General features: G+C 73.3%; 7 protein-coding genes. 3 read left to right on the top strand and 4 right to left on the bottom strand.

Annotated features, from left to right (window positions below):
- Positions 1-352: 352 nt before the first annotated feature.
- Positions 353-907 carry a MarR family winged helix-turn-helix transcriptional regulator gene (locus ACFZAT_RS26300; protein ID WP_018101704.1) on the bottom strand — a complete coding sequence of 185 codons (555 nt, stop codon included), beginning with the start codon at positions 905-907 and terminating at the stop codon, positions 353-355.
- 155 nt (positions 908-1,062) lie between these two features.
- On the opposite strand from ACFZAT_RS26300, the gene ACFZAT_RS26295 reads away from it, so the two are divergent.
- On the top strand, positions 1,063-2,358 hold the full coding sequence (locus ACFZAT_RS26295; protein ID WP_391267767.1) for an MFS transporter: 1,296 nt from the start codon (positions 1,063-1,065) through the stop codon (positions 2,356-2,358).
- A gap of 9 nt (positions 2,359-2,367) precedes the next feature.
- Here ACFZAT_RS26295 and ACFZAT_RS26290 read toward each other — a convergent pair whose 3' ends face one another.
- A complete protein-coding gene (locus tag ACFZAT_RS26290) occupies positions 2,368-4,029 on the bottom strand; it encodes a SpoIIE family protein phosphatase (protein ID WP_391267723.1) in 1,662 nt (553 codons plus the stop codon).
- Positions 4,030-4,208: 179 nt separating this feature from the next.
- A complete protein-coding gene (locus ACFZAT_RS26285; RefSeq protein WP_391267765.1) occupies positions 4,209-5,525 on the bottom strand; it encodes an FAD-dependent oxidoreductase in 1,317 nt (438 codons plus the stop codon).
- Between the two features lie 419 nt (positions 5,526-5,944).
- Here ACFZAT_RS26285 and ACFZAT_RS26280 point away from each other — a divergent pair, with 419 nt between their 5' ends.
- Positions 5,945-6,823 carry a TetR family transcriptional regulator gene (locus ACFZAT_RS26280; protein ID WP_391267720.1) on the top strand — a complete coding sequence of 293 codons (879 nt, stop codon included), beginning with the start codon at positions 5,945-5,947 and terminating at the stop codon, positions 6,821-6,823.
- A gap of 221 nt (positions 6,824-7,044) precedes the next feature.
- Complete coding sequence (locus ACFZAT_RS26275) at positions 7,045-9,084, top strand: sigma-70 family RNA polymerase sigma factor (RefSeq protein WP_391267762.1); 2,040 nt, start codon at positions 7,045-7,047, stop codon at positions 9,082-9,084.
- Positions 9,085-9,129: 45 nt separating this feature from the next.
- On the opposite strand, the gene ACFZAT_RS26270 is transcribed toward ACFZAT_RS26275, so the two are convergent.
- Positions 9,130-12,690: a BTAD domain-containing putative transcriptional regulator gene (locus tag ACFZAT_RS26270; RefSeq protein WP_391267718.1), complete on the bottom strand. Its 3,561-nt coding sequence runs from the start codon at positions 12,688-12,690 to the stop codon at positions 9,130-9,132.
- Between the last annotated feature and the right edge of the window lie 27 nt (positions 12,691-12,717).

The raw sequence follows: 12,717 nt of genomic DNA, 5'->3' as shown, positions 1-12,717 counted from the left end.
GCGATTTTCGCTTTCCAGTTCTTCGCTTTCGCGTTTCCCTTTCCGGCGAGTCCGACTCTATCAGATCCTTTCGGGCCTGATTCCCAGTCAGCGGGACTTGTCCTCCGGGCTGTTGGGCCCTTCCGACGTCCAAAACTCTAGCGGATTTTCCCGGCGACTCATAATCGGGCCTTCGAAATGAATTTCGGCATGCCGAAATTTCCCCGAACGGGAGATCGTGCTGAGTTTGGTGTGCCGCGGCTGCGGCGGGATCGGCTGCCGCAGAACCGTTCAGGCCCCGTGGCAACCCGAAGAACCTTACGGACCGCCGCAGGGCGTGTCAACCCCCTCCTCGGCGGCCCGGAAGGACCACTCAGTCCAGGTCGGTGAGCCGGCCACCGGCATCCGGCTGGGCGTGCTCCACCCTCCGCAGCAGGCGGGTCAGCATCGCCCCGAGCACCCCGCGCTCCTCGCCGTCGAGGTCCTGGAGCAGGTCCGCCTCGAAGTCCGTGGCCATCCGCATCGCCTCCAGCCACTTCGTACGGCCCTCGTCCGTCAGCTCCACGATGACGCGGACGCGGTTGTTCTCGTCGCGGTCGCGGGTCACCAGCCCCTCACCGGCCATCCGGTCGATCCGGTGCGTCATCGCGGCCGGGGTGAGACCGAGCCGCTTGGCGAGCTCGCCGGGGCCGAGCCGGTAGGGCTCCCCTCCCAGGACGAGGGTCTTCAGGACCTCCCACTCCGCGTTGCTGATGCCGAGCGCGGCGAGCTGTCTTCCGTACGCGACGTTCATCCGGCGGTTCAGCCGGCCGAGCGCGGAGACGACCTGCTCGACCTGGGGGTCGAGGTCGCGGTACTCGCGCTGATAGGCGGCGATCTGCTCGTCGAGGCTCGGCTCATCGAGTCCGGGCTCGGTGGTGTCGGACATGGCGCGCAGTATGGCACGCCATCCATACCCGTCGAAGTCCTTCGAGTCGTAGTGTTCAACATCTAACTTTAGTGATAAAGTCTTCGGGTTCGAGTCGTTCGATGTGCACGACTCAGAGGCTTCTAGACCTGAGGAAGGTGAGTGTGACCAGGGAAATGGGCGCAGCACTGCGGCGGATCCAGCTGGGGAGCGCGCTGAGTGCGTTCGGGCTCGGGTTCACCGTTCCGTACCTGTACGTCTATGTGGCGCAGGTACGGGATCTGGGCGCCGGCACGGCCGGGATCGTGCTGGCGGTCTTCGCCATGGCGGCGCTCGCCGTCCTGCCGTTCACCGGCCGGGCGATCGACCGTCGCGGGCCGCTGCCCGTGCTGATCGCCGCCTCCGCCGTCGCCTCCCTGGGCGCCATCGCCCTCGGCGTCTCCTCGCAGGTCACCACCGCCGTCCTGGCAGCGGCCGTGCTCGGCGCGGGCACCGCCGTCATGCAGCCCGCGCTCGCCACCATGCTCGTCCGGTGCACCGGTCCCGCCACCCGCACCCGGGCCTTCGCGATGCAGTTCTTCCTGCAGAACCTGGGGCTGGGGATCGGCGGTCTGGTCGGCGGGCAGATCGTCGACACGAGCAGCCCGGCATCCTTCACGCTGCTGTTTCTGATCGAAGCGGTGATGTTCCTGGTGCTCGGCGTCATCGCGGCGACCGTGCGGATGCCGGGTGCCCCCGTCAGCGCGCCGGAGACGGCGGCCGGAGCGCCGGCCCCGCGCGGCGGGCTGCGGACGCTGCTCTCGCACCGCGCGATGGTGCAGCTGTGCGTGCTGGGCTTCGTGCTGTTCTTCGCCTGCTACGGACAGTTCGAGTCCGGGCTCGCGGCATACGGCACCGAGGCCGCCGGCATCGAGCCCTCGACGCTCGGCATCGCGCTGGCCGCCAACACCGCCGTCATCGTCGTCGCCCAGTTCGTCGTGCTGCGTCTCGTGGAGCGCCGGCGGCGCACCCGGGTCATCGCGGCCGTCGGTCTGATCTGGGCCTTCGCCTGGATCGTGGCCGGTTACGCGGGCCTCGGGCACGGCAGCCAGACCATGGCGACGGCCGCGATGATCTCCACGTACGCGCTGTTCGGGCTCGGCGAGTCCATGCTGTCGCCGACCGTCGCACCGCTCGTCGCGGACCTGGCGCCGGAGTCGATGGTGGGCCAGTACAACTCGGCGTTCGCGCTCTGCAAGCAGCTCGCGCTGGCCGTCGGTCCCGCCGTGGGCGGTCCGATGGGGGCCTCGCTGCACGGCCCGTACATCGTGACGTTCGTACTGTTCTCGCTGGGCATCACCGCGCTCGCGCTGCGGCTCGGCCGACGGCTCACCCCCGTACAGGACCAGCCCTCGCTCGCGCACGTGCCGTCGCGGGTGGTGGCCGTCTCCGTGCCGGAGAGCGCGCCGGAGCCCATGGCCGCCGCGCGCTGAGCGCGGCCGCTACCGCGGCAGGACGAACTCGCACCACACCGCTTTGCCGCCGCCCGGCGTGCGGCGGCTCCCCCACGACGTGGCGATCGAAGCGACGATCGAGATGCCCCGGCCCGCCTCGTCCGCCGGTTCGGCGCGGCGGCGGCGCGGCAGGTGGTCGTCGCCGTCGGTCACCTCGATGATCAGGCGGCGGTCGGTGCGGCGCAGGCCGAGACGCATCGGCGGGGTGCCGTGCTGGAGGGAGTTCGCGACCAGTTCCCCGGCGGCGAGCACCCCGAGATCGCACAGCTCCACCGGGAAGCGCCACGAGGCGAGCACACCCGTAGCGAAGGCGCGGGCGCGGGGAGCCGCCTCGATGCCGCCGAGCAGTTCGAGCGAGGCGTTGTGGAACAGTTCGGCGGCGGCGCCCGTGCGCGCCGGGTGCTGCACGACCAGGACCGCCACGTCGTCGTCGTGTTCCGCGGTGACGTTGAGGGAGCGGATCAGCCGGTCGCAGACGACCTGCGGGGCGCCCGTCGCGCCGGACAGCGCCCGCTCCAGCGCGCCCACGCCCTCGTCGATGTCCTCGCTGCGCCGCTCGACCAGCCCGTCCGTGTAGAGGACGGCGGTGGAACCGGGCGGCAGCGGGATCGTGCCCGAGGTGTGGATCCAGCCGCCGGTGCCGAGCGGCGGCCCGATCGGGTCCTGCGCGCGGTGGACCGTGCCGTCCTCGTCGCGCACCAGGATCGGCAGATGGCCGGCGGAGGAGTAGACGAGCAGCCCCTCGTTGGGGTCGTGCACCGCGTAGGCGCAGGTGGCGATCTGGCTGGCGTCGATCTCGGCGGCGAGCCCGTCGAGCAGCTGAAGGACCTCGTGCGGCGGGAGGTCCAGCCGGGCGTAGGCCCGTACGGCGGTGCGGAGCTGGCCCATGACGGCGGCGGCGCGCACCCCGCGCCCCATCACGTCCCCGATGACCAGCGCGGTACGGCCCGCGCCCAGGGTGATGACGTCGTACCAGTCGCCGCCGACCGCGGCGTCCGTGCCGCCCGGCTGGTAGGTGGCGGCGATCCGCAGGTCGTCGGGCTGTTCGAGCTCCTGCGGGAGCAGCGAACGCTGGAGCGTGACGGCGGTTTCGCGGTGGCGGCCCTCACTGGCGCGCAGCCGCTCGGCGGCCTCGGCGTGATCGGTGACGTCCGCCGCGTACACGAGGACTCCGCCGTCGCGGCCCCTCTCCTCGTCGGGACGCACCGGAGTGCAGGTCACCGTGTACGAACGGCCGTCGGCGGCCTTGCGGGACTTGACCGTGCGCGGGGTGCCGCTGCGCAGGACCTGGTCCATGAGGGGCAGCAGGCCGATCTCGGTCAGCTCGGGCATCACCTCGGCGGCCGGGACGCCGCAGGGGCGGGGGCCGAAGGCGGTGGTGTACGCGTCGTTGACATAGGCGACGTGATGGCCGGGGCCGTGCACCAGGGCGACGAGGGCGGGCAGCCGGCCCAGGATGTCGCGGGCGGAGAGGTCCTCCAGGTCGGGCGCCGAGGGCAGGGGAACGCCGACGGATACGCCCTGCGGCGGGGCGGCGCCCGGTTCCGCCCGGGCGTACTCGGCGCGGGCCGCCGGTACGGAGCTGTGGTCCTCCCGGGCGGCGCGACGCTGCGTACCGGGGAGGCGGGCGCTCCAACGCGTGAAGTTCACGGAATTTCTGGCCTCGTGTGTCGGTCTGGTCCGCTCGGGCGGGTGCTTCCTGTGCCAGGGCGTCGGGCGCGTACGACACTCCTGGGGCGGTCTTCGCTGGTCACTGTCGGTTGCTGCCGGCCGGGTCACTCTGTGCAGATGTGGGCCCACCTATGGTCACACGTCCAGTGTGTCGGACCCTACTGACAGTCGTCTCCGTCGGGCTGCGGCCGGCGTCCGGCGGCGAGTTCGAACTCGGCCCTGGGATGCTCCAGGGAGCCCAGGGAGACGATCTCGCGTTTGAAGAGCCCCGCGAGCGTCCATTCGGCCAGGACGCGTGCCTTCCGGTTGAAGGTGGGCACCCGGCTCAGGTGGTACATGCGGTGTATCAGCCAGGCCGGATAGCCCTTCAGCCTGCGCCCGTAGATGTGCGCGACGCCCTTGTGCAGTCCGAGCGAGGCGACGGAGCCCGCGTAGCTGTGGCGGTATTCGGTGAGCGGTCCGCCGTCGAGCGCGGCGACGACGTTGTCCGCGAGGACCTTCGCCTGGCGGACGGCGTGCTGGGCGTTGGGCGCGGTCGTGCGGCCTGTTTCGGCGGCGGTGAGGTCGGGTACGGCGGCGGCGTCGCCCGCCGACCAGGCGTGCTCGGTGCCCTCGACGGTGAGCTTCGCGGTGCAGACGAGCCGGCCCCGTGCGTCCAGGGGGAGGCCGGTGGCGGCGAGGAACGGGGCGGGTTTGACGCCGGCCGTCCACACCAGGGTGCGGGTGGGGAAGCGGGAGCCGTCGCTGAGGACGGCGACGCGGTCCTCGCAGGAGTCCAGCCGGGTGTCGAGGCGTACGTCGATGTTGCGCCCGCGCAATTCCCTTACGGCGTACCGGCCGAGGGACTCACCGACCTCGGGCAGGATGCGGCCGGTGGCCTCCACGAGGATCCACTTCAGGTCCTCGGCCTTGATGTTGTGGTAGTACCGCGAGGTGTAGCGGGCCATGTCCTCCAGTTCCGCGAGCGCCTCCACGCCCGCGTAGCCGCCGCCGACGAAGACGAAGGTCAGGGCGGCGTCGCGGACGGCGGGGTCGCGGGTGGCGGAGGCGATGTCCATCTGTTCGATGACGTGGTTGCGCAGCCCGATGGCCTCCTCGATCGTCTTGAAACCCACGCCGTGGTCGGCGAGACCGGGGACCGGCAGGGTGCGCGAGACGGAACCGGGGGCGAGGACCAGTTCGTCGTACGGGATCTCCAGGGCGCCGGTGCCGTCCTCGCCGCTGGCGAGGGTGGTGACGGTCGCGGTGCGCTTGGTGTGGTCGATGGACTCGGCCTCGCCGATGACGATGGTGCAGTGCGGCAGGACGCGACGCAGCGGTACGACGACATGGCGCGGTGAGATCGATCCGGCGGCGGCCTCGGGGAGGAACGGCTGGTACGTCATATAGGGCTCGGGCGCGACCACCACGATCTCGGCCTCGCCGCTTCTCAGTCTCTGCCTCAGCTTCCGCTGGAGACGCAGCGCTGTGTACATCCCGACGTAGCCTCCGCCGACGACGAGGATGCGCGCACCCGGCGGGGGGCCGAGGGGTGTGCCCCCGGAAGCTGAAGCCATCACCACCCCATGACGCAACGTGCACCGGAATTTGTCCACAGCCCCGGCAAATTGTGTGACCGGAGGTCGTGGACGGGCCGGTGGTGCCGGACGGACCCTTGGGACGCAAGCCCCGCAGGTCAGGCATTGCGGTACGGGGCCGGGACGGGGATCAAGTGGTGACCAACCGGTCCTTGCGCCGATCGGGGGGCGCTCCGGGCGGAACTGCCCCCTTCTGAATTGACCCGGGCTCAACTATGTTCGTATGTCGTCGGGGTGTCGGACGGTGACCATCGGTCCACCCTCGACGGACACGGCGGGAGTCTCCGGGGGGAGACGTCATAACCGGGGGAACAGTTATGGACATTCAGGAATCGCATTGGCCGGCCACTGCTGTCGCGCCTGAAGGAAGCGGACACATCGGGGCAGTTGGCACCTTCAACGGGACGGGCGGCACCACCACGGCCGCGCCTCCGGCGGCGGTGAGCGCGCTGGGCAACGGACTCGGCGCCCAGTCCGGTGGTGTGCCGGCGCACGCCCGGTCGGCCCCGCTGCGCGTGGACGCGCAGCGCAATCTCGAACACGTACTGCGCGCTGCGCGCGAGGTGTTCGGGGAGCTGGGGTACGGGGCCCCGATGGAGGACGTGGCCCGCCGGGCCAGGGTCGGCGTGGGCACGGTCTACCGGCGCTTTCCCAGCAAGGACGTGCTGGTGCGCCGGATAGCCGAGGAGGAGACCTCCCGGCTGACCGACCAGGCGCGTTCCGCGCTCGGGCAGGAGGACGAGCCGTGGTCGGCGCTTTCGCGCTTCCTGCGGACCTCCGTGGCCTCCGGGGCAGGACGGCTCCTGCCCCCGCAGATACTGCGGGTCGGAGTGGAGGCCGAGGAATCGACCGTGGTCGGTGAGGCCGGCGAGGCCGTGGGGGACGAGCCCCGGGTCCCGCAGCAGCGGCAGGAGGCGGGTACGTCCGCGCCCCGGGCGGTGTCCCGGCAGCGGACCGGTCCGGAGACCGGCGGCGAGGACCTGGGCGCCGGTGCTGCCGAGCTGCTGGAGGTCGTGGGGCGGCTGGTCGACCGGGCGCGGACCTCGGGCGAGCTGCGCCACGACGTGACGGTGTCGGACGTCCTGCTGGTCATCGCGACGGCCGCCCCTTCGCTGCCGGACGCGGCCCAGCAGGCTGCGGCCTCCTCCCGGCTGCTGGACATCCTGCTGGAGGGACTGCGCTCGCGGCCCGAGTGACGGGTGCCGGGTGCGGGGCGGGGCCCCGGTGCTCGGCCTCTCGCTTGCCCTCACGTCAACCCAACCCGTTGCTCCTTCCCCGAATGAGTGCCCGCCAGTGCTCGGATTCGTGGAGGACGCCTCGGACGAGTGGTTGGCGGGACTGAAGGCACGCCGCATCGGCGCTCTGTGGCACGCTTGCCCGGTATTCGGGTCCGATGGCGCATACGGGGGCGTCCGCGATGAGTGGTGACGGGCAGAGGGAAGAGTCGTACGACGGTATGTCCACCGCCGGCGGCGGTACGGAGCCGTCCGGCTCACCCGGGCACCAGGTGCCGAGCCAGGCCGCCCCCGGCCATCAGGACGTCGAAGCGGAGGCGGACACCCCAGGCGGAACGGTCCTGCCCGGTCCCTGGCCGCCCGCACCGGCCGAGGACGGCGGCGCCGGGGATGCTGCCGAGAGCCCCGGCGCGGTCCCCGCCGAGGCGGTTCCCGCCGTGCCGATGCAGCGGGCGGGGCGGGGTTCCGGCGGGACGGACGGCGCGGCGGCGGGGCCGTCGGACGCTCAGCTGGTCCAGCGCATGCGCGAGGGCGACAACCTCGCCTACGACGAGCTGTTCCGGCGCCACTCGCAGGCCGTGCGCCGTTACGCCCGCAGCTGCTGCCGGGACGCGCACACCGCCGACGACCTCACCGCCGAGGTCTTCGCCCGGACCTTGCAGGCGGTACGGGGCGGCAAGGGGCCCGAGGAGGCGGTGCGCGCCTACCTGATGACGGCGGTCCGGCACGTGGCGGCCGCCTGGACCAGGACCGCGAGGCGCGAGCAACTGGTGGACGACTTCGCCGCGTTCGCCGCCCAGGCCGTGCGGTCGTCCGAGGTGTCCGACGACGACACCCTCGACCTCGGTGCGGACGTGCTCGCGATGCACGAGGCCGAGCAGTCGATGGCCATGCAGGCGTTCCGCAGCCTCCCGGAGCGCTGGCAGGCGGTCCTCTGGCACACCACCGTCGAGGAGGAGTCGCCGAGCGACATCGCGCCCCTGTTCGGGCTGACCGCCAACGCCACGTCGGTGCTGGCAAGCCGGGCCCGTGAAGGGCTCAAGCAGGCGTATCTCCAGGCCCACGTGAGTCAGGCGCTCACCTCCGGCGGCGACTGCGCGCGGTACGCCGACCGGCTCGGCGCCTATGCCCGGGGCGGGTTGCGGATGCGGGCCGAGCGCGGGCTGCGGGGGCATCTGGACGAGTGCGCGAAGTGCCGGGTCGCGGCGGGCGAGCTGGCCCAGGTCAACGCCGGTATCCCCGCGCTGCTCCCGGTCGCGGTCATCGGCTGGTTCGCCGCCGGATACACCCTCAAGGCCGCCGGGATCGTGGCGGGAGGCGCCGTCGGTGCCGCCGGGGCGAGTGCCGCGGCGGCGGCGACAGGCGGGGGCTCGTCCGCGGGTTCGGCGGGTGGTGCGGCGGCCTCCGAGGGGCTCGGCGCACCCGCGAAGGCCGGCATCGCCGCGGCGGTGGCCGTCGCTGCGGCGGCCGGACTCGTCTGGGCCCTGGTCGGCGACGACAGCCCCCGGCCCGAGGCGAAGCCGGTCCCCAAGCCCCCGGCCGTGGCGCCCGCGGTGCCCTCACCCACACCCCCGAAGCCGAACCCGCCGGAGCCGACTCCCCCGAAACCCGTGCCGCCGGCCCCCACACCACCGAAGCCCACGCCCACACCCACGCCCAAGCCCACGCCGACACCGACACCGACACCGACACCGACGCCGAGCCCCACGCCGCCGCCGACGTCCCCGCCGCCGGAGCCGCCGCCCAGCCCGCCCGCCCCGACTCCGCCGCCTCCCGCGCCGGCCCCGGACGTCTACCAGGTCAACGAGCTGGACTACTCCCTCTTCGGCGACCACACCGCGCCCGAAGTGGTGCTCGGGGAGAGCGGCTGGGTCTGGCAGCGCTCAGGCGTATCGGTCGGCGGCACGCGATACGCGCACGGGGTGACCGTCAACAGCCGTTCCTCGGTGGTCATCCAGCTGAACCGTCAGTGCACCCGGTACGAGGCCATGGCCGGGGTGGACGACCTCACCCTGGGGCTCGGCGCGGTGCGCTTCTCGGTGTTCGGCGGGGACGGGAAGCGGCTGTGGCAGTCACCCGTGGTCCGGGGCAACGACGCCGCCGTGCCGGTCGGGGTGAATGTGGCGGGCCAGCAGCGGATTCGGCTGGTGGTCGAGCCGGAGCAGCCGTTCGGCGGGGTCGCCCTCGCGGACTGGGCAGAGTCCCGCATCAGCTGCCGCTGAGGATCGGGCAAGCCCGTGCCTCCCGGCGCCGGCGGCCCGCGCTTCTCACGGCAGGTCCGCCACGATCTCCCGCATCAGGTCGATGACCTCGTCCAGGGACAGCCCGTGGCCCGCGGCCCGCTCCTCCTCGTAGCGCGCGGGCCCCAGCGCCTCGCGGCACAGGTGCTGGGCCGCATCGGTCTCGGCCTGCTCCCCCTCGGTCCGCGGGCTCGACGTCCGCCGCCAGTCGTCGGCGGCGGCAGCTACGCGGACGGCAGCCGCGTGGTGACCGAGCCCCGCCAGGACCGACGCCGCGCCGTCCGCCAGATGCCCCGTGACGATCTCGGCGCACTGTGCCTCCTTGGCCGCGACGAGGGACCCGGCCAGTCCGTGCGCCCCGGCGACGAGGCCGCCGTCGGGCCCCGGCTCGTGCACCGAGATCCGGGCCGACAGGCCGGCCATCGCCACGGTGAAGTGCGACGGCGGGCCGCCGCGCCCGGCCTCCTCCAGGGCGACCGAGAGCAGCCGCCGGGCGTCCGCGATGTCGCCCCGGTAGAACGCCATCGTGGCGCGCAGATAGTGGATGTACGCGGTGGCGTCGTGGGCCTGGTGGCGCTCGGCCTCGGCCTCCGAGCTGTCCAGCCGCTGCTGGGCGCCCGCCAGATCGCCGGTGCGGTACGAGAGTTCGGCGAGCCGGGCCAGGAGGAACGGGGCCTCCGCGTGGGCACCGACCTCGCGGGCGAGCAGCAGCGCCTCCTCGTACGCGGTACGGGCCTCGGCGTAGCGTCCGCGCATCATGCCCGCCTCGGCCGCCGCGCTCGCCACCTGGGCGCGCATCCAGCGGTCGCCGACGCGACGGCTCAGGGTGCGCAGCTCGTCCAGGTCGTCATCGATCCCGGGCATGCCGCCCGGCATGTCGACCATCATGTGCGCGCGGAACATCAGGATGACGCCGTACTCCCACGGGCCGCCGCGCTCGCGGGCGTTGTCGACCGCCGCGTCGATCTTCTCCCGGGCGTTCTCCGGCGTACCGGTGAGATACGCGGTCATCGGCCAGAGCAGTCCCGGGAACCGGACGCTGTGGGCGGGTGAGGTGGCGAACGCGTCGGCCACCCCGACCACGAGTGCGCGGAGTGCGGTGTCGCCGTGCGCCATCGCGGACTGCCCGCTCTCCGCCGCGAAGAAGAACCACAGCATGTGCAGGTTCATCCGGGGCCAGTACCGGGGGTCCGACTCGTCGGTGGGCTCAGGACCGAGCGCACGGGCCTTCCGGGTCCAGGACAGTCCCTCGGAGCGGTAGTTGCGCAGCCACCAGAACCAGCCCATGCCCAGCACCAGTCGGGCGGCCTCCGCTTCGGAGGAGGCGGTGGGCGAGGTGGTGCGCTGGAGGACGGCCCGGATGTTGTCGAGGTCGGTCTCCAGGCGCTGGATCCAGGGCAGCTGATCAGCGGAGCGCAGGAGCGGATCGGCCTCCTCGACCAGGGCGAGGAAGTACGCGGTGTGCGCGCTCTCGGCGGCGGCGCGCACCTCCGGGGCCTCGGCGCACCGCTCGGTGGCGTACTCGTGGATCGTCTCCAGGAGCCGGTAGCGCATCGCGCCGTCCGGGCCCGGGGCGGCCACCACCAGGGACTTGTCGACCAGCGCGCCGAGCAGATCGGCGGTGTCGGCGGCGGCCCCGCCCTGGACGGCTGTGTCGGCGGCGGCCCCGCCCTGGACGGCTGTGTCGGCGGCAGTCCCGCCCTGGAAGGCCGGTGTCCTGATCACCGCCTCGGCGGCGGCCAGGTCCCAGCCGCCCGCGAAGACGGAGACCTGGCGCAGGGCGGTGCGTTCGTCCTCGTCCAGGAGGTCCCAGGACCAGTCGACCACCGCGCGCAGCGTCTGCTGGCGGGGCAGTACGGTCCGGCTGCCGCCCGTCAGCAGACGGAACCTGTCGTCGAGCCGGTCCGCGATCTGACGCGGTCCGAGCAGCCGCAGCCGGGCGGCGGCCAGTTCGATCGCGAGCGGCAGCCCGTCCAGCCGACGGCAGATCTCCGCGACGGCGTCCGCGTCGTGCGCGGACCCCTGCCCGGGGTCGAACCCGGGGCGCACGGCCCTGGCGCGCTCCGTGAACAGGCGGTGCGCGGGATCGGCGGGGAGGGGGCCGACCGGTCGCACGGACTCGCCGGGGACCGCCAGCGGTTCGCGGCTGGTGGCGAGGATGCGCAGATGCGGGCAGCGGGTCAGCAAGGTCTCGGCCAGCGCGGCGGCGGCGCCGATGACGTGCTCGCAGTTGTCCAGGACGAGGAGAACGGGCGCGGGGCGGGCACCATGACCCAGACGGTCCACCAGCAGGTCGACCGGGTCCGTGCGCGGGGGTGCGGTATCGAGGGCGGTGTCCCGCAGCAGGGTGGTCTCACGCAGCCCGAGCGCGGAGAGCACGGCGCCGGGGACGGCCTCGGGGTCCTCGACGGGGGCGAGTTCGGCGATCCAGACATCCGGCGGAGCGGCGCCCGGGGCGGGGGTCAGACGGGCGGCGGACTCCTCGGCGAGGCGGGTCTTCCCCGAGCCGCCGGGGCCGGTCAGGGTGACGAGCCTCGACCGGGACAGGTCGTCGCGGATGGCGCGCAGTTCGGACTCGCGCCCCACGAAGGAGGTCAGCCGGGGGCGCAGATTGCTCCGACCGGGTTTCACGTGAAACAACCCGGTTTCGGCGGGCGCGGGCGTCGGGGCGAGGAGTTCGCGGTGCAGGGCCGCCAGTTCGGGTCCGGGATCGGTGCCGAGCCCGTCGGAGAGGGCCCGGCGTGCGTCCTCGTACGCGGCGAGCGCGTCGGCCTGCCGGCCGTCGGCGCGCAGGGCCCGTATCAGCTGGGCCCGGAAGCGCTCGTCGTACGGGTGGGCGGCGGTCAGCCCGGTCAGCTCGGCGACCAGGGCGGCGGCGGGCGGGGCGAGGGCCTCGCCAGGCTCGGCGGTAAGGGCGGACTCCGTGGCCTCCCCGGCCTCCATGGCGTGCGCGAGGCCGAAGACCTCGGCGGCGGGGCCGCCCGGTCCCCCGGCCGCGGTGCGCCCGGCACGTGGAACCGTATGCGCGACGCCGAAACCCGCGCCCCCGGCTCCATCCGAGCCCGCACCCCCGTCGCCTCTCGTCGCGCGGCGCAGGTCCGCTTCGATGCGGCGTTCCAGGGCGGCGAGGCGGTGGGCCTCGGGGCGCAGCGCGTGGCCCTGGTCTCCGTCGGGCAGGTCGGCCAGGGCCGGGCCGCGCCAGAGGGCGAGGGCGCTCCGCAGGGTCCGGGCGGCCTGGTCCGGCGCACCCGCCTCCAGTTCGGCCCCGCCCTGCCGGGCCAGCCGCTCGAACACATAGAGGTCGACGTCGTCCGGCCCTGCCGTCAGGCGGTAACCACCCGGCGTGCTGGCCAGCGCCTCCCGGCCCAGCGCCCTGCGCAGCCGCCCGACGAGGGCCTGGAGCGCGGCGGGCGCGTCGGCCGGAGGGTCGTCCGCCCAGACGTCGTCCACGAGGTCGGCCACGGGCACCGGGCGTCCCGGCCGCAGGGCGAGGGCGGCGAGAAGGGCACGCAGCCTGCTGCCGCCGAGGGGCAGCGCACCACCGCTCTCGTCTCGCGCCTCGGTGGCGCCCAGGATCAGATACCGCACGGCACCATTGTGTCCCGGCGGAAGTGT

This window comes from Streptomyces sp. NPDC008163, assembly GCF_042956885.1.
Lineage (GTDB): Bacteria > Actinomycetota > Actinomycetes > Streptomycetales > Streptomycetaceae > Streptomyces > Streptomyces drozdowiczii_A.
This window is presented reverse-complemented; position numbering and strand designations above follow the sequence as displayed.

Coding starts and splice junctions, on each gene's coding strand:
- ACFZAT_RS26275 (WP_391267762.1), top strand. CDS start 7,045: ATGAGTGGTGACGGGCAGAGGGAAGAGTCGTACGACGGTATGTCCACC.
- ACFZAT_RS26295 (WP_391267767.1), top strand. CDS start 1,063: ATGGGCGCAGCACTGCGGCGGATCCAGCTGGGGAGCGCGCTGAGTGCG.
- ACFZAT_RS26285 (WP_391267765.1), bottom strand. CDS start 5,525: ATGTACACAGCGCTGCGTCTCCAGCGGAAGCTGAGGCAGAGACTGAGA.
- ACFZAT_RS26300 (WP_018101704.1), bottom strand. CDS start 907: ATGTCCGACACCACCGAGCCCGGACTCGATGAGCCGAGCCTCGACGAG.
- ACFZAT_RS26280 (WP_391267720.1), top strand. CDS start 5,945: ATGGACATTCAGGAATCGCATTGGCCGGCCACTGCTGTCGCGCCTGAA.